Raw genomic sequence first — 25004 nt, 5'->3', positions numbered from 1 at the left:
CTAAGCCCCGCCGGATTTTCAGGCCAACGCTTCTTTTGATAAAAATTAAAATAAACTTTCAAAGGCATAATAAATGGCTTGGTGTAATGCATCACCGTGATTGTGGGCTTCTAAAAACCTGAAGTGTAATTTCTTAGTATCTGGCTGAGCTGGCTTTAATTTCTCATACAGCTCTTTCGCAGTTCGTTCCATTATTTCGCCTTCTTTGCCAACAGCAACATAAATCGATTTCTCTGCAAGGTTAGGCAGTGGTGCAAACATTAAGAGCGATTCATCATCCCACCACAAACTAGGGCTTACGATGATGTAGTTATCAAACATTTCTGGATGTTTAAATAGAATTTCGCTAGCCAGCAAACCACCTAAGGACTGACCAATAAGGGTTTTGCTTGCACTGGTTTTGTAAGCATTGTCTATAAATGGTTGAAGCTCCGATGCGATAAACTGGATAAACGTTGCCGAACTCCCTGCGGTAGGAAAATCTTCTTTGTATTTAGGATTATTGGAAGGATAAGTAAAATCGCGTTCCCTATCGATATTGGCTATGCCTACCACAATACTTTCGGGCAACATATTAATCCACGAGAAAGAACCAAACTGAACCAAGCCAGCAATATGGATGAAATCTTCATCTTTGGAGCCATCTAACAGGTAAATAACTGGATATGTTTTGGCAGAATCTGGAGAATAGCCTTGCGGTAGGTAAATATTTAGTATTCTATTTTCATCTAGAATTTTAGAGTGTATTTCAAGAGTTTCTCCTATCGCAAAAAGAGCTTTACTTTTTAAAATTTCTGGTTGCTGAGCGAGCAGCGTTCCGAAACAGCAACTCAATACTAGAGCTAAAAAAATTTGATTTATCTTCATTTCTACGTTTTCAGTTCTTAAGGAGCCTAAATTTAGCAGAAATGAAGATTTGATAATTAGAAACCTAATACAATTATTTTTCTAAACCACAGCCATTTTGGTAAAATATGATTTTGCTGCATAACCGCAATAGATCAGCAACTCAGCAACATCAAAATCTATATGCGCCCAATCGACATCAAAATTGTAGTTCATGGTTTTGCAGCTAAAACCTGAATCCATGGTTAAAACTGTATCTTTATTTTCGTCTAACAATTTAAAGTTTGTACCTGAACATCCTTTAGCTTTGAGAATAAAATTTCTTTCGTAATAATCTGTATCAATTATCCGAATAGTCATACTACCATTCCATTTAGAAGTAATATCACCAACTTCTATCCCATTTTTATAAATCTCGTATTTGCTAGAAATAATACTTTTGGGCTTAATCTCAATAATATTGCCTTGGTATTCGGCTGTAGCTTTACAAGAAAAAACGCTTTTATATTTCACTTGTAAAACCTCAAAACCTCTATCTAATACATTAAAACTTCCATTTGCAGCACTCGATTTTATTCTCATAACCTTCAATTTTTAGTTTTAAATTCAATGTTCAGCAAAAGCAAAACAGATTGATTTTACCTATTAGTTGTCGGTTGTGCTGATTTATTACAGGTGGGTGCTGAGAGATATGTTAAGAAGTCTTTCTATACATCACATCTGTTCTAATAACATATTTAATTCCCTCACTAATTGGAATGCTTTCGTGTTTTTGCTCGTGGATAAAACAAAGTGCCGTTCCGGTTTTGGGTGAGATTGTTATTTCATCAAACTTGGTTTCTCCTCCTAAATAACCTTGGTTGAGATAGATCATAAAAGTGATTCTGCTTTCTTCAGCTTCATTTCTTTTAAACCTGCCATCAATATGTCGTTTAAACCTCTGGCCAGATTCGTATTTGTAAAAGCGAAATAACTCATTTAAACCCAACGCTTGTACATCTTCTATTTTTTCAGGACAATAAGCTTTTAGTCTTTCCCAGTACTTTTTGGCCAGACTTGTATCTTCAAACATCAAGCGGTTATTGTTTCTCAAACCCTTCATCATCTTAGCGCCTGATGGAAAGCTTACTTTTGCTTCTTCGTAGCCCTTCTGCTCGCTAAAAGTAATAAGGTCTTTACACTCTTGGTCAGATAAAAAACCTTCTATTGTCCAGATTTTGTCTGTATGTGCAATTAGTTTCATGCTGGTTATTGGTTTTTATTTAAATGGACAATTTCGCACTCTTTGCTTTCCAAAACAAGTTTAAGGTTATCAAACCCCCACAAAAAAAACAACCTCAAAAATTCGAGTTTCTGAGGTTGTAAAATAAATTATCTAATCAGTTTCTTATTGAAAGCTGGTGAGGAATGGCTCGGCTGTTCCCCAATTTTTATTTGGCTCTGCTGAAGTAGTAATTACCAGTTCGCCACCTGCTCTAATTTCTTTATGAGTTAGCCAGTTTTTGTTTAATGATTTTCCATTAAAGGTTGCTTCTTTAATGTATGCATGGTCTGGATTGTAGTTCGTCACCTTAATGGTTAAAGGCTCACCTTCTGGCCAGTTAATGCTTACTTCTTCCATAAGTGGTGCATGTAGGTAGTACACTGGCTCACCTACGCATGCAGGGAAAATACCACTACTCGCCCACACATACCAGCTCGACATGGTGCCGGCATCATCATCCATAGTAGGTAGGTAGGTTGCCGGATCGTTTTTATAAATCTTGCCAACATAGGAACCAGTTCCACGGCTGTTGTTATTAAAGTAATGCTGAATTACAGTATCAACCGCAACTTTGTGGATAATTGCCTGCGATTTCCAAGGCTGAGAAGTTCCCTGATACATTTTGGTTGTTTGTAAATCTGGTTGGTTTGCATGGTTGTAATAGTCGTGCCCAAAGAACTCGTCTAGTTCAGCTAAATACTGCTCCTCGCCTCCTATCAATTCTATCAGTCCCTTTTGGTCGAAAGGCACAAACCAACGATATTGCCAGATAGTACCTTGGTACATACCTCTAGCTCCCATTCTATCTACATCATCTTTGGTTAAATCTTTAAACTCGTTTACCCAACCTTTTTTGTATTCGAGTGCTTTCTTTTTGAATTGCTCACTCAAATCGTCTCTACCAATTGAGGCTAGAATTTTTGAAAGTGCCCAAGCATCGTAAGAAGCTTCTAAAGCTTTGTCTGGATGTGAATAATCGAGTGTTTCTGATTCTTTAATGAGGTATTCTGCAATTTTCTCAAAATCTATTTTATATCCTTTTTGATAAGCATCCCACAAAACCGGAATGGCGTGTTCTGTTCTTACCGTAGGCGATGGCTCATTTTCTGTAGCAAAATCTCTTTTACCATAAGGATAAAGATTGGCTATAGATGCCGATATGTTTTGATACTCATCAGGATAGATTAAAGATAACAATGGCAACTGCGTGCGGTAGTTATCCCAAATTGCCCAACCATTGTAAATAGGCTCTTTTGACTGTTGCACAGAACCATCAACCGCTCTGTAAGTACCATCATCTTCAGAAATTACATAAGGTGATTGTATAGCTCTGTAAAGAAGTGAATAAAACATTTTCATTCTTTCTTCATCACCTTTTACTTTAATATGGCCTAACAGTTCGTTCCAAGCTTCATCACTTACTTCTTTGGTTTCATTTAGAGAAGCTTTGGTAAGCGCTTTTTTCGCATACTCTACATTTACAGAAGAAAGCGCAACATAGATTTCTACATCTTTTTGAGACTTATCAACAGTTGCTGTTAGTTTGTGCGCTTCTGTTTCTTGCCAGTTTACAGGCTGGCTAAATTCCATGTAATAGTAAATTCTGTACTTACCTGCACCACAAGTTGTTCTGGTATCTATCCAACCGCTTAGGGTATTGCCTTCTATATGGTGTTCTTCTTCTTGAAAGCGATTAACAGTAGCATAGCTCAAGTCTATAAAAAATCCTTTTTCACCTTCTGGAAATTGATAATGATGTACACCGTATCTGTCAGCAACGGCAAACTCTGCTGCTATTTTATTCTCAAACTTTACACTGTAATAACCGGGTTTTGCTTTGTCTTCTGTCTTAATTAAGTCTGAGGTTTCCCAACTATCTCCTAAAAACGGTCTTACTAAAATATTTCCACCACTACCTTGGCAGCCTACACCTTCTAAACGTGTGTGTGAAAAACCCAGAAATTCTTTTGCGTAATACTCATATCCGGTGTGGGTAGCTGGATAAGTATGAGGCCCGATACTCAACATACTAAATGGATATGAAGCCGCAGGAGACATTTGCCCATGATCACCAGAAGAACCCAGAAATACATTTACCATCTCTGTTGGTTTCTGCGAAGCTATGTCTAAAGTTTTTTCTTCTGTTTCTTGCTGCTGGCAAGCAAAAGTGAATGCCAGTAGTGAAAGCAGTAATAAGCGTAAAGTCATGATTAATTAATATAAATAGGTTTTGAAATTTTAAATGCTGGAAAAAACAGTCTGGTAAAACTACCTGTCAGTTTTAATTATGAATAACTTTAGTAGCTGATATTCGCTATAAGCAGATATTATTAAATTCAATGGCTAAATCCATTTACTGGATTGACTCTTACAGGCTTTTTATTAGGGATTTACTCATTAAAGATTATAAGTAAAAACTGCCAGACATATAAAATGCCTGACAGCTAGTGTTTACTTATTATTCTGAATGATTAATTAAATCCGTCACGTTGGGTAACTAAATCGCTACCTACCACATCTATATAAGTTTGTGGAATTGGGAAGTACTCATTTACACCTTCAATAAATTGTGCATTAGTAAGGTGAGATCTTTTTGTTTTCTCCACTTCAATATAAGTATTCATCACGTCAACAGCATTGCCCCATCTTACTAAGTCGAAGAAACGGTGACCTTCCATAGCCAGCTCTAGTCTACGTTCTGTATGAACTGCTTCTAAAGCAGCTGCTGCGTCTGTCCAAGTTTCTGTGTATAACTCGATGTTGTAGTTATCTGCATCAGCGTCGCCTTCAAGCGTCATTACATACTGGCTATCTTTCGCTCTTTCTCTTACTTGGTTTACCATTTCTCTTGCACCTTCTAAATCACCTAAAGCCACTTGTGCTTCTGCTTTCCATAATAGTAAATCTGCATAGCGAATGATGTAGTAGTTTAATGCGCTGATATATGGCCAAGTTGGAACTTGCAAAGATGAGTTTACAGAAACGATTCTCTTTTTAGGAGCAAAAGGTCCGTAAGTTGCCAAATCTCTAGCCCAAGAAGATTCATATAAAATATTAAGATCAAGGTAAGGGATTCCCGGTCTACCTACTGTGTGGTCTAATCTTGGGTCAATAAAATCACCTTCTTCTACATCTACATTGTCGTTTACTGGCAAACCATCTTCGCCTGTTTTAAAAGCATTAATCAGGTTTTGAGATGGACGGTGAAAACCATACTGAGAGTAATAAGGCCCACCCGGAGCAGATAAACGGTCGCCAATGCTACCATTGTAGTTATCAGGAGCATTGTCATTTACTGAGTGTTGTACTGCAAAAATGATTTCTTCGCTGTTGTCATTTTCTGGAAGAAATACATCTCTAAAGTTTGGCATTAATGCATATTTACCGCTAGCAATTACTTCGTTACAAGCTGTTAAAGCCTCAGACCATTTTTCTTGGTATACATAGCATTTTGCTAAATAAGCCATGGCTGTAATCTTGTTTGGGCGACCTGCATCTTCTTGGTCTACTGGAAGATCATCATAAGCATTTTGGAAGTTCTCTTCAATTTTATCCCAAAGCTCATCTGAAGTAAACTCTGTGTTAGACTTGTAATAGTCTTCTACCAAAGTAGCAGTTTCGTCTACATAAGGAATTTGATTGTAGATTCTTTTTAACTCGAAATAATAATGACCTCTTAAAAAGTTTAACTCACCCAGTCTTACAGTTCTTAATTCGGCATCGAAATCTTCAGAAGCATTTAATAACTGAATCGCAGAGTTTACTCTTTTTATACCTTCGTAAAGCGCTCCCCACTTGCGATAAACATCAGTAATAGTTGGGTTGATGTTGAAAATCTCCATTTGGTGAATCTGGTTTTGGTCACCAGTACCACCACCACCTTTGTATGCATCGTCTGACATTACATCACCAAAACTCCAGTTAGAAGCTGGTGAGTTATACGCGTTACTAGCCTGATCGTACTGACCATTTAATACACTGTAAGCAGCGATAATTGCTCCTTCCACATTTTCCGGATTTGTCATTTCATCCGGATCAATTTCACCGTAAGTTGTTTCGTCTAGGTAAGACTCTGAACAAGCAGAAGTAAATAGCACTACTGCTAATAATATATATTTAAATAGATTTTTCATCTTTAAGTTCTTGTTTGAAATTTTCAAAAAGTGATCTTCAGAAAGAATTAAAAAGTAGCATTTAGACCTACAGTAAATGTTCTTGATGGAGGATACATACCTCTGTCAATTCCGATGTCTAGGTTTCTGCTAGATGAAGAATAGTTTTGCAGACCGATTTCTGGGGTCATGCCATCGTATCCAGTTAGAGTAAATACGTTGTTCACCTGTCCGTAAACTCTTAGGTCTAAGCCTTTCATTTTTTGCGATGGGAAAGTATAACCTAATTGCACGTTGTATAACTTAAAGTACGATCCGCTTTCTACATAGTAATCTGAAACTCTTATATTGTTGTTTGGATCATCTAAAGACAATCTTGGAATATCAGAATCTGGATTTTCTTCTGTCCAAGCATCTAATACTACATTGCTTTTGTTGTAAGCAGCTTGGTTAAAGAAATCGGTTTTATACTTGGTTAAGTTATAGATTTCGTTTCCGAAAGAACCATTAAATAACATTGCCAAGTCAAATCCTTTCCAGTAGAAGTTCATATTGATACCCAAGATTAAATCTGGGTGTGGAGAACCAATAAATGTACGGTCATCACTATCTAACTCGCCATCACCATTTGCATCTTTAAAAATTAAATCACCAGGTTGTGCATTTGGCTGAATTCCGTGTGCATCTACTTCTTCTTGAGATTTAAAGATTCCTGTAGTCTCATATCCATAGAAAGATGCAATTGGTTGACCTACTGTCGATCTTGAAATTTCTTGGTCGAAGTTCACACTGTGTAGCGAAGAACTTGGAATACCTAAATAAGAAACACTGTTTAGCTCGGTTAACTCATTTTTGTAAGCAGTTAAGTTAACACCGAAGTTATAGTTTAACTGTGGAGTGCTTCCTTTATAGTTTACAGTTAATTCAAAACCATCGTTTTTCATCTTACCACCGTTAATCCATGTACCGTCGTTTGTACCACCGTAAGTCAATGGAATTGGCGAGTAGATAAGAATATCGTCAGTAACTTTATTAAAATATTCTGCAGTTACACTCAATCTGTCATTTAATAAACCTAAGTCGAAACCAACACTAGTTTGCGTTGTAACTTCCCACTTTAAGTTTGGATTAGCCACCCTTGTTTCAACCAAACCAGTAGCAACTGACTCTTGCGAACCATCTATTGCGTAATCTGAGTAATAAGCATTGTTTTGGTAACTAGACTGTGTAGAATAAGAAGGAACTTGTTGGTTACCAGTTTGTCCCCAACTAGCACGTAATTTTAATGAGCTAACTACTGGGCTGCCACTTAAGAAATCCTCTTCGCTTAATAACCAACCGGCTGAGAATGCTGGGAAAGTACCCCAGTTATTTTCACCTAAACGAGAAGTACCATCTCTTCTAATAGTTGCTGAAAATAAGTATTTGTCTAGTAAGCTGTAATTTACTTTACCAAAGTAAGAAAGCAATGCCCACTCGCTTGCAGAACCAGAGTTCAATTGGTTATCAGTACCGTTTGATAAATACCAGAAGTTTTGATCTTCGTACAAGAAAGCATCTCTTGAAGCAGAGAATCCTTCGTAGTAATACTCAACCGCTTCTTGACCTAATAAAACATCGATGTTGTGGTTACCAAACTCTTTGTTGTAAGTTAAGGTATTAGACCAAGTTAATTGGTAGTTAAAAGAGTTACTTGTTGATAAGCTGTTTACTGCATTAGATGAAAGAATCTCGTCGTAGATATAAGAGAAACCTCTGTAGTTACTGCTGTGATAATCGATACCTACATTAGATTTTACATTAAAATCACCTAAATCAACACCAACAAATACATTACCCAATAATCTAACATCTTTGTCTTGATTGTCTTTACCTCTGTATAATTGACCTAATGGGTTGCCTGTATCGTTAATTGGGTTACCTGCATAATCACCATTTAAGTTTTTAACCGGTACTATTGAAGGAAACTGGAAAGCATTGTATACAATACTACCTAATGATGAGTTAACACCAACATCTGTAGTACGAGAAAGCGAAGCAGAGAAATTTTCTCCTACACTTATTAGGTCTTTAATTTTGTAGCTAGAGTTAAATCTGGCAGTTAATCTGTCGAAACCAGTGTATTTAATAATACCTTCTTGGTTGTAATAACCTAAGCTAAAAGATTGTCTACCGTTTTCATTTCCTTTAGAAACTGAAAGGTTATAAGATTGAACAGTTGCCGGATTAAAGATTTCTTGTACCCAATCTACATCTGCACTTGGTATCAGTTCATCGTCGTCAAGAAAAGCTGGAATTACAGCATTGTCTGGATCAGAACCGTAAATATCGTGAGAAGGCACACCACCATCATTTTTAGTTGCTTGCCATAACATATCACCATACTCTTGTGCAGAAAGCATTCTTGGTAAGTTAAAAGCTTTTTGAATACCAGTATAAGCATTAAAGCTAATTACACTCTCGTCGCTAGCACCTTGTTTGGTGGTAATAACTACTACACCATTTGCTGCTCTTGAACCGTAGATAGAAGCTGCCGCTGCATCTTTCAATACTTGGATAGAAGCAATGTCTGCTGGGTTAATGGTATTTAAACCATTAGTTACCGGAATACCATCTATAATATATAGTGGGTCGTTGTTGTTTACTGTGCTAAATCCTCTAATTCTCACTGTTACATTACCACCCGGAGCATTGTCTGTAAGTACTTGTACACCAGCCATACGACCATCAAGCATTTTATCAACACTGGCTGTTGGTAAAGATTTAATTTCGTCTGGATTTACTGTAGCAACCGAACCTGTAAGCTCTTTTCTGGTTTGTACATCGTAACCTAATACGATTAACTCTTCTAATTGAGTAGCATCTGGTTGTAGTGTAACATCTATTCTTGTCTGGTTCGAAATGTTAATTTCTTGCTTAATGTAACCTGTATAGGAAACTGAAATAAGATCGTACTCTTCTGGAACTGCCAATCTAAATTCACCATCAATATCAGTAATTGTTCCTATAGAAGTCCCTACAATTACAACTGAAGCACCCGGTAATGGATCACCAGTTTCTCCGTCTAATATTTTACCAGAAATATTTTTATCTACTTCTTCACTTACTACAACAGCCGCAACTTTCTCTTTTCTGTTTACAACATAAATATTGTCGTTAATTCTCTTAAAGTTGAATTGCGTTTGCTTAGCTATATCTTCTAAAACATCTTTAAGATTGCCTTTTCTTACTTGAATATCTAGCAAGCCTGCGCTTTTATCTACTTTAGTGCTATATGCAAATTTGAAATCAGTTTTAAATTCAATTTCTTGTAATACATCTGTTAGCCTCGCATTTTTTACATTTATAGAAATCTCTATATCCTGCAAACTTTGGCTTGAGCTATTGCCTGCCAGCAGGAATTGCATAGCTATAACCTGTATTAGGAAAACATAAAATAATTGCCTAGACACAACTACTAATAGGTTTTGTAGGTGATATTTCATAATTTTAATTTAAGATTTAGTTAATAATCGATTTGCTCAGGCCTCGAACCCCTGAGCGAAGAAACTGGCTCGGAACTACTGCAATAGATCCGGGCTTTTTTTATCCGCTAACCTTGTTAGGAATAAGAAGTGGTTTAATCTGTCTCGATCATTTCATAAGCAATTGAAAGTTTTCAGTTAAAAATCAATGTTTTACCATCTTCTGATGATGCTATTAGTTTTTGCATTTTCTACCGGTAATAATTACTTGCTTGTCGTTTATGAGCTTATAGTCAAAATTGACTAGCAACTTGAGCCCATCTAGCACATTGGTAAGCGCTTCATTCTTGTATTTAGCTCTTACCAGACAATTATTTGCCAGATTGTTTTTCATTACTATTTCGATGTTATACCAGCGTTCCAGTGTTTTTACTACATCTGAAAAAGGTATCATATCGAAATACAGTGCATTGTTTTTCCATGCCAGATATGGAGTTAGATCGACCTCTGAAACTATAATTGATAAATCGACAGCATTAAAACTAGCCTGCTGGTTAGGTATCAAAACTGCTTCTTCAACTTGCTGCTTTCTGTTAAGCTTAGGAGCTACTTTTACTCTTCCGGTTGCCACTGTAACTTCAGTGTGTTTTTCTGAAAATGAACTGATGTTAAATGAAGTACCCAACACGGTAGTAAGTAATCCATTAGATTCTACTACAAAGGGCTTTTGTGGATTTCTGGCAACCTCAAAAAAAGCTTCGCCACTTAGCACTATACTTCTTAAAGTATCTGCAAATACTTCGGGATAAGTAATAGAACTTTCGGCATTTAAAGTAACCACCGAGCCATCGTTCAGCGTAATACTGGCTCTTTGTCCTTTATTGGTTGATTTGGTTATGTATTTAATTTCTGGTGCTTTATCTTTTTCTCTTAAGTAGTTAATAGTTACCCAAGTAAAAGTGATAAGCAATAATATTGAAGCTGCAATCCGTGAAACTTGTTGGTATCCGAAACTGATATGTTTATTGATATTAGACTTTGAAGCATGTTCGGGCACTTTGGTCTTTCGCTTAATCTGATTAAATAAAACATCAGACTCAAACTCGTTTAGTTTTTTATTTTCAGCTTTAGCTCTCCAAATTTTTAATTCCAAAATATCCAGTTCTTCCCCACTACCATACTTGTCTATAAGAAAGTACAATTCCCTTAGCTCCTCTTCAGTACAGCCTTGTCGGTTCAACTTGTTTTTTAAAAATTCTTTTCTCTCCTGGTAATCCACTTAAAAAATATTTTTACCCTTATACTTTCTAAAGGGTGAGTGGGGTGAAGAGAAAAATTGAATATAATGTGGAATTAACTCTGAATTAATATTGATATAACAATCAGCAGTAAATCGGATATAGGTGATATATGTTCGCGTAATGTTTTAAGTGCCAAACGCAAATGTGTTTTTACAGAATTAACTGAAATCCCCATGTACTCGGCAATTTCTCCATTACTTAGTTGATTGTAACGACTTAGTTTATATACCTCTTTTTGTTGTGGTGGTAATTGACTCACGACCCTTTCTTCCATATTTTTAATTTCGGAAAAGGTGATGTTATCTATGGCACTGTTGTTTTCAAAACTGTTGGATGGAATCTGGTTAGAAGCTTCGTATTCTTTTACATACCTCGCCTGATGGTCTTTTACCAAGTTTTTTGCAATGGTGTAGATATAAGCATTCAGCGACTTTTCAACGTTCAGATTAGCTCTTTTTTCCCAGAGTCTTACAAATGTTTCTTGTACAACTTCTTTACTCAATTCATCTGAGCCCAAAAGTTTATAGCAAAACCCGTATAATTTGTCTTTATACAGATAATACACTTGCTCAAATGCGACCGGGTCACCTTTTTGCAGATTTATAGCCAGTCCTTCTTGTGATATGTTGGATAAACTTTTAATAAGCTAATCGATTTTCACTACCAAAGGACTTAAATAAGAACACCTTTCGCAATCATCTACCCATCAATAAATTGTTAATTTTAGAGACAAATTAGATATAGAAAGTTTACACAGGAAGGGTTGGAGGATATAGAAGGAATAGAATCTTACCTAACGTAGGCTGTCACATTTTTAAATTTGGAATCTAGCTCATCTTTACTCCAATATTTTAAAAGGAATTGAATCTGTTCTTTTGTGGGAGAGATGACGTTTTCATTCTTATCTACTATTACAGAATTTTCTAAGAATGTTTTTATAAAATAATCAGACACTGAGATTTCTTGGGTTGAGCAACCACATGAATAGTAGATGCCAGTTAATGTATCTTCTGCATTTGCTTGAAGTAAGGCAAATACATTTTCATCTTTCTTTTGAATGGAAATTCTAAATACTAATGCTCTTAATAAAGTATTATCAGATTTTGCCAACACTTGTAATTCTTTATGGCTAAGCGCTTTTTGTAACCAGTTATATCTTAACCATTGATCTGATACCTCAGCACCATCACCAATAGTTCTGCATGTAATTTCATCATAAGCAATAAATGCTAATAATGAATCTTGCTTTTCAGTATCAAAAATTTCTAAACCTAACCTTTCTACTAACTTTTGTCTTTCTTTTTGATGACAAGCGCTAAGCATACTTACTAAGAATAGGAAGCATAGAAATATAGGTTTAGAAAAAACTTGCATTAAAATCTACTCTATCTTATTCACATCTACTGTTACCACCATTTTCTGCTTACCACCACTGTATACAATTCCTTTGAGGGGAACTACATCGGCAAAGTCTCTACCAGTGGCTACTCGTACATGCTGATCGTTTACCAAAAGATTATTGGTAGAATCTAGCTCTACCCAACCAACTTCTGGTATGTAAACAGCTATCCAAGCGTGCGAAGCATCTGCTCCTACTAGTTTCGGTTTTCCGGGAGGTGGAATAGTCTCGATGTAACCACTCATGTAGCGAGCTGCCAAACCTATAGATCGTGTACAAGCCAAACCGAAATGTGCGTAGTCTTGGCAAACTCCTTTTTTGTTTTCAAAAACATCTTCGAGTGGCGTACTTATCTCTGTAAAACCGGGAGTAAAAGTAAAATCTTTAAAAATACGGGTATTTAAGTCCAAAAGGGCTTCTAGAATCGGCCTATCTGGTGTAAATGATTCTAGTGTATACTCCCGAATGCCTTTTACAAAGGTTACGTGTGTAGACTCTAAATAGAATTGGCGAGTATCATTTTTAGAAGCTGGTGTTTTTAATTGCTTTACTACAGTCTCCCAAGCTGGTGTATCTTCCGGCTTTATATCCATCCAGTTTGGCCTAGATAGCGTTACCTCACTTTCTGATTTTACAACCAGCTCTTTATGTGCTTTTTGTAAAGAAAAATACACCACATTATTCTCAAAAAAATCTTTCCTTTCTGATGAAAAATTTGGCTCTGGATTTATTGAATAATCGTATTTATCAACTTGTTGAAATGGAAAATCAGCTGGCGATTGGCATACAATATTATGACATAATGATGCCGATGACTGATAAATATACTTCGTAGCATGTGTCACCCTATATCTCATACCTCAGGAATTTCTGTTGTGACAAAACTATATTGGCTTTGTATATGGCTAAAATAATGTTCATTAATAATGTTAGATGCTTCGGATAAACCTTGCATTACATTACCCAACAAATCTCTTAACTCTACTCTACTCTTTTCTTTTTCTGGTATTGTAGCTAGATGTTGCGGATCGCAAAGCCTTACTAGAGTTGTAATTTCTAGTAGTTTCTTTCTAATCGGGTTTAAATATCTTTCTTTACCAGTAGGCATACTTTCTACATGGTAATTGATATTTTCAATCTGATAAACTACAGACTTAGGATTTAACTCATCAATTAATAACAAGCTTAACACACCATAAATCTCAAGTGTAGAGCGATACCTGTATCGATAAGTAACCAAACTTTCGTTGGCCATCAATACAAATTCTAGCAGTGTTTTTTCTGTTTCTGTATCGTGTTTAGCCGATAAGATATTTTTAAGAATAGCACAAGTCTGCATAGAAGACTCCAAAAACCTTCCGATATTTAATATATACCAAGATGGCTCTCTTGTCATATTATCGATATTTAACCCATGAAAAGCCATAAGTTTGATAATCAAGTTATCTAGGTTTCTGTTAATGTCACTTACACTTGTTTTAGATTGCATATGCTCCCACTCTTCAGAGATGCTTTCTAAAATTCGCCAAGTATCTAAACTTAACCTATCTCTTACCGCATATCCATTAGAGATAAATGCCTGTAAAGACTGACTTAATGTACCTAGCCTCTTGGTATCATTCATCAAAGAAATAAGCTCTTTCTCTGGGTTCTGCAAAGTTTTTCTCTTAAAAAAACCTGGCTGAGTACCCGTAATTGCAGTTAATGCCTTTAAAAGTGGAACAAGTGTAATATCATTTTCCACATTGGTTTCATCATCTGTTTCGTAGAATTTTCTAATGATAATCCTCAACAAGCGCACAGTATAAATCGAGCGTTCGATATGTCTACCCAACCAAAATAGGTTCTCACCTGTACGGCTTGGTAGTATATTTTCTACTTGTTGTGTTACTCTTACTTTTTTATGAGTCTCTACTTTTCTTCTCTCTTGCCCAAGCACCCAAGTATCTTTACTAATTCCACCATTCTGATTAGAAACAATAAACACTCCTCTATCTGGCGAACTGCGAGACAAACCACCCGGCATTACATGGTAAGTGCCTTTATCTGAGTCTGAAACAATGTAGCTTCTAAAAACTGCATTGCGCGCTTCTAGTTTACCATCTATATAAGAGGGAGTAGTTGAGAATTTCACCATCTCCTGCCCTACATATAAATAAGGTCTGGTATTGATATCTGCTATTAAATCGTCAAGTTCACTTTCAGAAAGATCACCACCATATACAGTTCTGTTTGAATTGTGTCTGTATATTTTTCTGATGAGTAAAAACTTGATGTTTTCTAGCACATACTTTTTCTCTTTTTGTTGCCCACACCACCAAGTAGCAACTGATGGCAATATTAAATCTTCGCCTAAAATATGCTTGCAAAGCTGAGGTAAAAAGGCCATCAACCCGGGGTTTTCCAGAATTCTGGTACCAAGAGGATTAATAACTAATACCTTCTTCTCTCTAATTGCTTCCATTAACCCAACAACACCCAAATGCGAGTCTTGCCTAAACTCTAATGGATCGCAAAAAACATCATCTACTCTTCTTACAATTACATCTACTTTCTCTAGCCCTTCTATAGTTTTAAGCCAAACATAGCCATCACTTACAGTTAAGTCTTCGCCCACTGCCAATGTAAAACCCATAAAAGAAGAAAGGTATGCATGCTCGAAATATGTCTCGTTACCCGGACCGGGAGAAAGCACTACAATTCTTGGATTCTCTTTATTTTGCCATGCTAAATCGACCAGTGTATTTTTTAAGGTCTGATAATAACTGGTAATTTTCCGCACATGGTTTTCTCTAATCATTTCAGGAAATACACGTGTCATGGCTACCCGGTTTTCGAAAGCATAACCCGCTCCTGAAGGAGCATCTGTACGATCGTGCAAAACCCACATTTTACCGTCGGGTCCTCTTGCCAGATCAGCAGAATATTGTATCAACTGGTGTTCGCCCGGAATTCTGATTTTATCCATCTGCCTCAAAAAGCCCTGATGGTTATATACCAACTCAAATGGAATTAAGCCTGCTCTAATGAGCTTTCTTTCTCCATAAATATCTTTTAAAACATGATTGAGCAGTACTGCACGTTGTCTCAATCCTTTTTCAATCATTTCCCAGTCAGCTTCACCAAATACCATTGGTACCGGATCGAGTCTCCACGGTCGGTTTTTTCCATTGGGGTCACCATAAATATTATAGGTAACACCATTGTCTTTTAGCTGTTGAGCGACTTCACGAGCTCGGTAATCCATTTGTTCGTTACCAAGCGTATCAAAGCTTTTAGCCAGTTTTAGCCAATGTGGAAAAACTGTACCTTCAGCATTGGCCACTTCGTCAAAAAATGGAGTGTTGTTTTTAGTTCTCTCCGACAAGTAGAAGTCTATCATAGATTCATTAACTACAACTTTTTCGTCCATCAATAATGTTTTTTACCCTTATAACGCCTCAAGTCCATTGTATAGGGATAATCAGGATTTACTATTTCACCAGTGGCTTCATAGTGACTCAAAATGTTTACTTTGGTTACAAATCTACCAGAAGATTGTTGGTTCATCACTGTTGGCTCAACCAGATTTACTGAATGACCAAAGTCAAAGAATCTTGAAATTCTTCTCGATTCTGCCTCGTAACTGTTTACAGGGAAGGTGTCGTAATTTCTACCTCCCGGATGTGCCACATGATATTGACAAGCTGCGACAGACTTATTCGTCCAAGTATCAAATAAATCAATGATCAACGGGGTATCTGTACCTATAGTAGGATGTAATGCCGATGGTGGTTGCCATGCTCTGTATCTAATACCTGCCACATACTCACCTTGAATGCCTGTATTTTTCATAGGAATACGAATACCATTACATAGCAAATGATATCTGGAATCTGTTAATCCTGATATTTTTACCTGTATACGTTCTAATGAAGAATCTACAAAACGGGCTGTTCCTGTACTCGACATTTCTTCGCCCAATACATGCCATGGTTCTATCGCCATTTTCAACTCTATATGAATATCATCTACCTGTAACTCTCCTAAAAATGGAAATCGGAAACTGAAAAACGGATCGAACCATGAAATATTGAAGTCGTAACCTGCTCCTACTAAATCGTTGATTACCTCGCCAAGGTCTTTATAACAGTAATGAGGTAACAAAAACTTATCATGTAAAGCAGTGCCCCACCTTACTAATTTATGATTGTATGGCTTCTTCCAAAACCAAGAAAGTAATGATCTAATGAGCAGGAACTGCACCATACACATTCTATAATGCGGTGGCATATCAAAACCTCTAAACTCCAAAATACCTAACCTACCAGTTGGCGAGTCTGGCGAATAAAGTTTGTCTATACAAAACTCTGCTCTATGTGTATTGCCTGTTATATCTACTAATAAGTTTCTAAAAATTCTATCTACCAACCAGTAAGGCACATCATTTTCACTCATATCTGGCACTTGCTGAAATGCCAATTCTAACTCATAAAGAATTTCATCTCTACCTTCATCTACCCTTGGCGCCTGACTAGTTGGCCCGATAAACTGGGTTGAAAAAAGATAAGATAATGATGGGTGATGTTGCCAATAGGTAATAAAACTTTTTAAAACATCTGGTCTTCTTAAAAGTGGACTGTCTCCCGGAGTTACTCCACCTAAAGTAACATGGTTGCCACCACCAGTACCAGTATGGCGGCCATCTAAGTTAAATTTCTCTGTAGTTAAGCGAGACTGAGCGGCTCTATCGTAGAGTGTATCGTAAATTCCGAGAATCTCTTTCCAAGAAGATGATGGATGCACGTTTACTTCAATTACACCCGGATCTGGCGTAATCATTAACTTTTGCATTCTGTTATCAGAAGGAGGATCGTAACCTTCTATAAGCACAGGCATTTGCAATTGCTCAGCCACACTTTCTATTGCACTTACCAGATTGAGATAATGCTCCAAATAACTTACTGGAGGTAAGAATACAAACATTTTACCTTCTCGAATCTCAACCAATATGGCTGTTTTAAAGATAAAACTGCTGTTGTTATAATTCTTTGATGTATCAATTAAATCTTCGATTTCTTCTGGTGCAGGTAAAGCTTCAGCTTCTTCTAAAAGACTTCGTTGATGTTTAATTTCTTCTTCTTTTGGGTTTACATATTGAATAGAATTAAGCGGAAGCCTTAAACCTATTGGCGAATTTCCCGGAATTAGAAACATATGCTCTCTACGGAATTGCCATTTACAACTTTTCCAACTTTGGTTATAACCATCCCATTCGATAGGCACTACAAAACCTACTGGCTCATTCATTCCCTGACTAAGCAATTCTGCTAGTCTTTGTCTCTCTAATGGAGATTTAAGGTCTTTTTTTAGCGGATCAACATTTACCGGTATTTTACTTTCTTCCCAAGCAAAATAGAATGGGTCTTCGTAAGCCGGTAAAATATTTTGTGGATCAAGGTTTAACTCTTCTCCCAACTTTGCTATAAAGTTTTTGGCATCGTTTGCACTAAACCCATAGTTACGAGAAAGGTCTGCCATTAATTCATCATTCTTCCAAATAGGCAAGCCATCTTTACGCCAGTAGCAGGCTAACTTCCAACGAGGTAATGGCTCTCCCGGGTACCATTTACCCTGCCCATATTGCATAAGAGCACCGGTTCCAAACTCATCTTTGAGTAGGTGAAACAACCTGTTTGAAAGTCTTCTTTTATGTTCTCCGTCTGCCGATGAATTCCATTCTGGCGCATCTTGATTTTCTATTGCTACAAATGTTGGCTCTCCACCCATGGTAAGCCTAACATCATTCGCCTGCAAATCTTCGTCTACTTTATCTCCTACAGCAATTATTTTTGCCCATTGCTCATCGCTATAAGGCTTGGTAACCCTTGGTTTCTCTACAATTCTTTTAACAGAGTTTTCGAACTGAAACTCTGTTTTTACTGACTCGGCAGTTCCAGAAATTGGCGCTGCACTCTCAGGGTTTGGTGTACAAGCCAAAGGAATGTGACCTTCACCTGCGAATAAACCAGAAGTTGCATCTAAGCCTATCCAACCTGCTCCGGGTACATAAACCTCTGCCCAAGCATGTAAATCGGTAAAATCTTCTTCTGGGCCAGATGGGCCATCAAGAGATTTTACATCGGGCTTTAACTGTATAAGATAACCAGACGTAAATCGGGAAGCGAGTCCCAAATGTCTGAGCACCTGTACTAATAGCCATGTAAAATCGCGACAAGAACCAGAGTTTTTTGTGAGGGTATCTTCACAAGATTGCACCCCCGGTTCCATTCTTATATTGTAATTAAGCCTATTATATATAAGTTGATTTGCTGCTACTAGAAAATCAACTGTGTTCATATCTTTTTTCAGCAGAGTTTTGGCTTCTTCTACCAATTCCAATAGCAATGGCTCTTTTTCTTTAATTTCCAGATATGGAGAAAGCTGCTGCTTTAGTGAAGTATCATACTCAAAAGGGAATTTCTCAGCGTATTCTTCAACAAAAAAATCAAATGGATTTATTACCACCATTTCGGCAATTACCTCCACGTCAATCTCGAAATGATCTATCTTATCTGGAAAAACTACTCTTGCCAAATAGTTACCAAATGGATCTTGCTGCCAGTTTATAAAATGATTTTCAGGTTTGATATTCAGCGAATAACCTTTAATCTGAGTTCTTGAATGCGGCGCTGGGCGTAAACGAATTACTTGAGGCGAAACCTCAATATGATGCTCGTAATGATAGCTTGTAAAATGCCTTAGTGCTACTCTTATCGACATAATTAATATTTAGGCGTTGAGATGCGAATGTCATATAAAAATATTCTTTTTTAAATAGATTATTCAAAAAATGAGAAAGAATATTAAAAATGCTAACAATCTATTTAAGTTTAATTTTAGCGCTTAATTTAGTCTGCTTTTTTTAGATAAAAAATATCCTTCGGTAGAATGATTGCCAAAGGAGACATATGTACCTTTTATGGTGTAGCTACTGCTAATAAATACCAAGCTGCATGAGGTAACCACTGTTCAGCCCAACGCCAATCGTTATCCATTCCGGTTTTTGCATAAGAAAGGTTGAAATCGATATCGTGTTCGTCGTTAAAGCCAGCAGTAATTCCATTCACAATGCCTCCAGGAGCTGTTTTATATTCGTATGTGCCGAAAAAACCATATTCGGGATTGTTGTGACCTTTGCCATGTAACATACAAGCATCGTAAGGATTTAAACCCAATACCCAGTTAAGTTGGTTTTGTGCAAATGCATTTAGCTTTTGAGCAAAGGGTTTATCTTCAGAAAAATAATTAGCGGCCATTCTGGCTGCTGCTGCCATAGATGAAAGTCTGGCATTTTCTCCTTGCCACCAAGGTGCTGCGTCACTACCATGTGGAAAAAAGAAAGAAGTTCTTCTATTACCCAAAGTATCTTGCACCAACTGTCTGCTATACCCAAAAGGATTGTTTACTTCTAGGGTAACTGCCAACTCAAACTCTAAAGATTTTTTTACTACCTCTTTAATTATATTCTGAGTTGCATTATCTGCAATTTCAGTATAATACATTAGACTCATTACTGGTAAGCCAGCATCAGATGGATGAAAAAAAGGCCTGTCTTTTTCATCTGCACGCCAAAAATCTTTGTAGGTTTTCCATGAGCTTAATCTGCTCATAAGCGAATTTGCACGCTTGTCAGCAGCTTGTTTGTACTTTTCTTTTTTAGTGGCTTTGTACAGCTCTGTTGCTGCGTTTAATGCACAATAATCATCCAGTATATTTTCAACTCCATTATTGGTCATTACCAGATTTTCTTTTTCTAAATAAATAAAAGCCTCTTCTGCTGCTACGAGATATTCTTTATTGGTAAAATCTCCTGATATATCATAAGTGGAAGCCATCGCCAAAGCAGCAATAGCAATACCACCACCAGATCGATAACTTACTTGATAGCTCAATAATTTATTGGCTTCTTTCTTCTCTTCGTGGAATGACTGATCTTTAGATTTCTTGATACTGTAGCCTTCACTCTCTGGTCTTACTACTCTGTCTTTCGCCAATTTACCGGGACCGGGTGCGCCCACACTACGGTAAAAAGAACCATCAGCAACATGCATCCTAACTAGAAAGTCTGCGCCGTACATAGCTTCATCTATCAATCTCCTGCTACTTTGGCGAAAATCTTTGCCATCTGCTTTCTTCAAATATTCATATGCTTTAAACATACTCCATGCGGAAATGGTAATTTGCTGAGGATTGAAATAAGTTGAAAACGAAAGGTGAGATAAGTGCTTGCCATAGTCGCCAGTTGCATCATACCAACCACCATGTACATCTACAGTATCACCTGTTTCTGGGATTACCAAGTGTTTGTCTGCTTTGTCGAATAAACCAGAACTACGTTGACCTTTAAAATAGTAAACCACATCTGAGAGTGTGAGCTTTTCTATGAGGTTTGCTTCTATATCAAATGGAAAAGAATTTACAACTTGCTGATTAAAACTGATTTGGATTCGATATTTTCCAGCATTCTTAAAATCACTGAAATCCATTTCCCAAAACTGCCAGTTTTTCCACTTATCAACAGCACCATTAAAAGTAACTTTACCATTGTATACAGTTTTTCCAGTGTTTTCATCAATTAATAAAAAGTTATCAACAGGTAGTTTTTCTTCGGCAATTACTACTGCTTTTTTACTTCGACTTTGGTCGTAGCCTATATGGTTTGTTAAAACTTTTACATCTTGAGCGAATAAATAATACGATAGTTGAAGTAGTAAAAAGGTTGCCAATGTTTTTTTGATGATCTTGTGCATAGGGCTAATTACATTATGTTTTTTGCAAAAAAATTGAGTGTATTTCAGCAGGGTTGTTTCTGCCGTTTATTTATATTTCTAGTAATTCGTAAAAAATAGCATCATCAAACTTATTTGCCTGCCGCCCAGAAAATAGCATTTTTAAACAGGGTTGTATAAGCTTGGTTTTCAAAAAGAATGGGTGAATGCCCCATAAAAATGTAGAGATTTCGGGCTGCTTTTGATTCGTTTGTCCAGATTACGGGATGGTCGCCCATCTTAATCTCAGAGTCTGGCTTATAGGAGTTTTCATCTACACTAGCCAATACCTTCACTTGCTTTCTTGGGCTATTATCGTAGGTATACCATTCTTCTTTTTTAATCGTAAATGAAACTGGTACATCTTTCATTACAGGATGTTTTTTCTTTTCAACATTAACTTCGGCTTGGGCAAAATCGGCTATGTAGTTTTTAAATCGGATACCTCCCATAAAATCTGAAAACCATTGCCACATTGAGTAACCATCGAATTCGCCTAATAAAGTTGCATGGTGGAAGCCAAGCCAACCTCCTTTTGCCTTGATCAATATATGTCTCAAAAGCTGATTTTTGAGCATCTGTCCATGTATAAGGTGGGAAGTCTAATTGAATTATTAATTCAAATTGTTCTAGAAACTGTGCTGTAATTAAATCTGTATGCTGGATGTATTTTATCGTGAAATGATGTGCTGAGGAAAGAGAATCGAGCCAAATTTTAGCTCTTTGGGTATATTCTAGATGATGGCCTCTATTTTCTTCTAAAACCAAAACATTAAATTCTGGTCCACTTGGAATGTTTTGAGCTTGAATACTAAATACGCTAGTAATGTACACTAGGAAAAGTGTAATAACAGGTTTGTTCATTCAGTTTATTATCTTCTTGTTAGTTAAATATTTACTTTACAATTAATCTAATTTTATTTATCTACTTTAAACAAACCTTTATTTCACCTTCAATCTATACCTAAATCACTCTCTTTAATTAAAACTGTAAGTTTATTTAAAAACTCTTCTGGAAATTGATGCCCCCACATTTTCTGATACTCATCTAGTGTATACTTACTCTTAATGTCTGTAGCAATTTTGTATGCATTTTTCACATAATGCTTGAGTGTAGTTCGTCCCTTAAATAGCATCTCATACTCTCTAGATGCAATGCGATTATAGGTTGCTATATCTTTATATAATCTTAATTCTATTTCAACTTCTTTATCACTAATTTTCCTAATAACAAATTGATAAATAGCTGATGAAGTTCTACCAAAAAATGGAACGATAACAACCCTTTTGTCTAATAGTAACTTTTTAGCAGAATCTATAAATGCATACATAGAATCATATAGACAAGAAGCATCGAATTTTATTTCAAATGTATCTGCTTTAAACTTTACTCCTGCTAAACATTTATCTTCTAAATTATAATTGAAGTCAATATTCATTTCATAATATTAAGTTTTGTAAAAGTAAACTTAGTATTTGATTATCATATAATTCACTTTAGTCTATGAAGCTGATAAATATAAAAAATACCATAAACTAAATCTTTAATCTATACCATTATTTAGACAAATCAGGTATTAATTGATTTAAAAACAGAATTATATACTATCAGCTAAAAACTTTGCAACATCTATTTGCCACTTATTTTGGTACTTAATCAAATAGTTTTCATGTGCAGCTTCCGGATAAGTTTCTAAAGCTTTGATACCTTTCAAATTCGAAAAGATTGTGTCAATCTCTTCTCTGCTCACTTTTTGGTCTTTCTCACCATACAATAATAAAGTAGGGCAATTTACTTGTTTAGCATAATTTTCCGGATTATGAGCAAAAGCCCAGAAACCATTTTGAATGCCTCCCCAAAAAACCAACAAGCCTGCCATTGGAAATGTTGGTACTTGCATTATTCTAAATCTTGCACAAACAGTTTTGTACATAGAACCAAACGGACACTCAACTATAATTGCTGCTGGTGAAATGTTATAATCGCTTACTGCCTTTAAAATGGCAACAGCTCCCATGGAGGTACCGAAAAGAATAATATTTTTTTCACCTTGTTTGCTGAGGTAATCGAAACAAGTTTTTACTTGTTTACTTTCGAAAAAGCCAATAGTTGTTTGATTACCTTCTGATTCGCCCGAGCCCATAAAATCGACTAGTAAAGTATTGTAACCCATTGCTAAAAAGGCTTCTGATTTATCGAGCATAGAAGATTTTTCGCCACTAAAACCATGAAACAAAGCTACCGTTCCTTTTGAGTTTTCTGACTTTATTAGCCAGCAAGCTATTTTCTTATTACTCTCTAATTCAATTTTCTCGAAACTTCTGCTAGGTAGGATTTTATTTTCTGGCCTTGGGTTGTTTACACCGAAAAACAACAAACTTGCTTTATCGAATAAACTCAGTGGTGCAGGCGAACTGGTTTTGGTTATTTCAGGATTTGCAAAATGCGTGAATTTATAAGCATGGAAATAAGCTACAACATTCATTAGGATAAAGAAGATCCATAGGGAGTAGCGGAATAGTTTTTTAGCTGGCATTTGATTACTTCATTACAAACTCTTTGTGATTTTTTTGGATAAATATAAGCTTATCACTCTTCATTTTATTCTTATCTAACTCCTCATACATTCTTGCAACTTCTTCTTCATTACTCCAATCTTCATTATTTAAAAACTGCAAAATTTCTTCACTTTCTAGTGATTGATATGCTTTAACGAGCTTATTTTTTTCGGTGGGAATTAACAGAAAATCTCGAATAGCAATATCAACATCTCCAGTTTCCATTACATTTTCAAAATCGTAAGAATGATAGATTACTTGTTGATAAGTGGATAAATTGTTGATAACTTCAGTCAGTTTGTTACTAAATAGCTTTTTTTCAGACTTATCAACAGGTATACTTTCAATTATTTTTAAATACCAGTCATAAATTAAGACATCAACATCTTTGGTAGAGAGAATGCGTTCTTTTGTGATTGGTGGTAGAGCTTTGCCTAAAGCTATTTTGGCTACATCTTGAACAAAATCAAATTCACTATTCAACAATTTTGAAAACTGTTTTTCATTTTGTTCTGCTTTAAGTTCATCTTTTATTTTCTTTATCTCTTGTTTATCCATCTAGTTTATAATAAGAATTAACAGCTTCTTGGCCTGTATAATTAGGACCAGCGGTATCATCGGCTCCTTGGTATACACCAACATGTTTCCAATCTGATCTTCCATCTATCTTAAGTAAATGGCTTTTCGAATTGTAAACCCAGCCCATAGATTTCCAACTATCTTTAATGCATTTATCTATTGGTTTGCCCAAATTATTTTTCAGGTTATTTAAATCTATATGGCCAACTAACTTGCCCGTAGGCTTTAATAATGCCGCTATTTTTTTTATCACACCTAACTTATCACCAACATAATGCAAACCATGCACACAAGTAATTAAATCGAACTGCCTATCGGTCTCCCAAAGTTCAATGGCACACTCTAACAGCTTTAGGTTTGATAAATCTTTACGGGGATAAGCTTCGAACATCGATACCAGATCAAGACCAATTATTATAACCTGTTTTTCATAATCTGTTTCTTTAAGAAGTTGAGCGCACTCTATTAAAGCTTTTCCCTCACCACAACAGATGTCTAACCATAGTACTGTTTCTTCGCCTGTTTCAATTCTATTGCTTAGAAACTCAAAAATGTTAATCCCGATCTCTTTGGCATAGCTGTTTACTCCTGTGAGTTGTCTTTGCCGGTTCATTTTATTATTGGCTACTACATGCGATAACCTCAGTTGATTATCTTCAATCAATTTCAT

At 36.2% G+C, this 25004-nt stretch carries 19 protein-coding genes; all 19 read right to left on the bottom strand.

Going from position 1 to position 25004, the window contains the following annotated elements; translation table 11 throughout:
- Window positions 1-45: 45 nt before the first annotated feature.
- The 19 genes from OQ292_RS09980 to OQ292_RS09890 all read right to left on the bottom strand — a co-directional run bounded on the left by OQ292_RS09980 (window position 46) and on the right by OQ292_RS09890 (window position 25004).
- Entirely contained in the window at window positions 46-867 is an 822-nt protein-coding gene (locus OQ292_RS09980) for an alpha/beta hydrolase (RefSeq protein WP_284685914.1), read from the bottom strand.
- Between the two features lie 81 nt (window positions 868-948).
- Complete coding sequence (locus OQ292_RS09975; protein WP_284685913.1) at window positions 949-1428, bottom strand: hypothetical protein; 480 nt, start codon at window positions 1426-1428, stop codon at window positions 949-951.
- A 112-nt stretch (window positions 1429-1540) separates the two neighbouring features.
- The gene (locus tag OQ292_RS09970; protein WP_284685912.1) at window positions 1541-2089 is read right to left on the bottom strand and encodes a 2OG-Fe(II) oxygenase; all 549 of its coding nucleotides are present in this window, start codon (window positions 2087-2089) and stop codon (window positions 1541-1543) included.
- A gap of 144 nt (window positions 2090-2233) precedes the next feature.
- Window positions 2234-4318, bottom strand: coding sequence for a glycoside hydrolase domain-containing protein (locus OQ292_RS09965; protein WP_284685911.1), 2085 nt, complete (start codon window positions 4316-4318; stop codon window positions 2234-2236).
- Between the two features lie 263 nt (window positions 4319-4581).
- The gene (locus OQ292_RS09960; RefSeq protein WP_284685910.1) at window positions 4582-6243 is read right to left on the bottom strand and encodes a RagB/SusD family nutrient uptake outer membrane protein; all 1662 of its coding nucleotides are present in this window, start codon (window positions 6241-6243) and stop codon (window positions 4582-4584) included.
- 47 nt (window positions 6244-6290) lie between these two features.
- Window positions 6291-9707 carry a SusC/RagA family TonB-linked outer membrane protein gene (locus OQ292_RS09955; RefSeq protein WP_284685909.1) on the bottom strand — a complete coding sequence of 1139 codons (3417 nt, stop codon included), beginning with the start codon at window positions 9705-9707 and terminating at the stop codon, window positions 6291-6293.
- A gap of 214 nt (window positions 9708-9921) precedes the next feature.
- On the bottom strand, window positions 9922-10965 hold the full coding sequence (locus OQ292_RS09950; RefSeq protein ID WP_284685908.1) for a FecR family protein: 1044 nt from the start codon (window positions 10963-10965) through the stop codon (window positions 9922-9924).
- A 74-nt stretch (window positions 10966-11039) separates the two neighbouring features.
- A complete protein-coding gene (locus tag OQ292_RS09945; protein WP_284686000.1) occupies window positions 11040-11585 on the bottom strand; it encodes an RNA polymerase sigma factor in 546 nt (181 codons plus the stop codon).
- Between the two features lie 191 nt (window positions 11586-11776).
- Window positions 11777-12310, bottom strand: coding sequence for a hypothetical protein (locus OQ292_RS09940; RefSeq protein WP_284685907.1), 534 nt, complete (start codon window positions 12308-12310; stop codon window positions 11777-11779).
- Window positions 12311-12367: 57 nt separating this feature from the next.
- Complete coding sequence (locus OQ292_RS09935; protein ID WP_284685906.1) at window positions 12368-13243, bottom strand: transglutaminase family protein; 876 nt, start codon at window positions 13241-13243, stop codon at window positions 12368-12370.
- A complete protein-coding gene (locus tag OQ292_RS09930) occupies window positions 13240-15798 on the bottom strand; it encodes a circularly permuted type 2 ATP-grasp protein (protein WP_284685905.1) in 2559 nt (852 codons plus the stop codon). The genes OQ292_RS09935 and OQ292_RS09930 overlap by 4 nt, the downstream gene beginning before the upstream one ends.
- On the bottom strand, window positions 15798-19148 hold the full coding sequence (locus tag OQ292_RS09925) for a transglutaminase family protein (RefSeq protein WP_284685904.1): 3351 nt from the start codon (window positions 19146-19148) through the stop codon (window positions 15798-15800). Before OQ292_RS09925 ends, OQ292_RS09930 begins: the two co-directional genes overlap by 1 nt.
- 197 nt (window positions 19149-19345) lie before the next feature.
- Window positions 19346-21178 (bottom strand): glycoside hydrolase family 9 protein, encoded by a 1833-nt coding sequence (locus tag OQ292_RS09920; RefSeq protein WP_284685903.1) that lies wholly within the window; start codon window positions 21176-21178, stop codon window positions 19346-19348.
- A gap of 110 nt (window positions 21179-21288) precedes the next feature.
- Window positions 21289-21744 (bottom strand): ThuA domain-containing protein, encoded by a 456-nt coding sequence (locus OQ292_RS09915; RefSeq protein WP_284685902.1) that lies wholly within the window; start codon window positions 21742-21744, stop codon window positions 21289-21291.
- Window positions 21629-22060 (bottom strand): type 1 glutamine amidotransferase family protein, encoded by a 432-nt coding sequence (locus OQ292_RS09910; RefSeq protein WP_284685901.1) that lies wholly within the window; start codon window positions 22058-22060, stop codon window positions 21629-21631. Before OQ292_RS09910 ends, OQ292_RS09915 begins: the two co-directional genes overlap by 116 nt.
- Before the next feature lie 89 nt (window positions 22061-22149).
- Window positions 22150-22635, bottom strand: a complete 486-nt coding sequence (locus OQ292_RS09905) for a hypothetical protein (RefSeq protein ID WP_284685900.1) — start codon at window positions 22633-22635, stop codon at window positions 22150-22152.
- Between the two features lie 159 nt (window positions 22636-22794).
- A complete protein-coding gene (locus tag OQ292_RS09900; RefSeq protein ID WP_284685899.1) occupies window positions 22795-23733 on the bottom strand; it encodes an alpha/beta hydrolase in 939 nt (312 codons plus the stop codon).
- A 4-nt stretch (window positions 23734-23737) separates the two neighbouring features.
- On the bottom strand, window positions 23738-24313 hold the full coding sequence (locus OQ292_RS09895; protein WP_284685898.1) for a hypothetical protein: 576 nt from the start codon (window positions 24311-24313) through the stop codon (window positions 23738-23740).
- A complete protein-coding gene (locus OQ292_RS09890) occupies window positions 24306-25004 on the bottom strand; it encodes a class I SAM-dependent methyltransferase (RefSeq protein ID WP_284685897.1) in 699 nt (232 codons plus the stop codon). The genes OQ292_RS09895 and OQ292_RS09890 overlap by 8 nt, the downstream gene beginning before the upstream one ends.

It is taken from the genome of Chondrinema litorale (assembly GCF_026250525.1).
GTDB classification, from domain to species: Bacteria; Bacteroidota; Bacteroidia; order Cytophagales; family Flammeovirgaceae; genus Chondrinema; species Chondrinema litorale.
The sequence above is the reverse complement of the archived record's forward strand: the minus strand, read 5'-3'. Positions and strand labels throughout refer to the sequence as shown.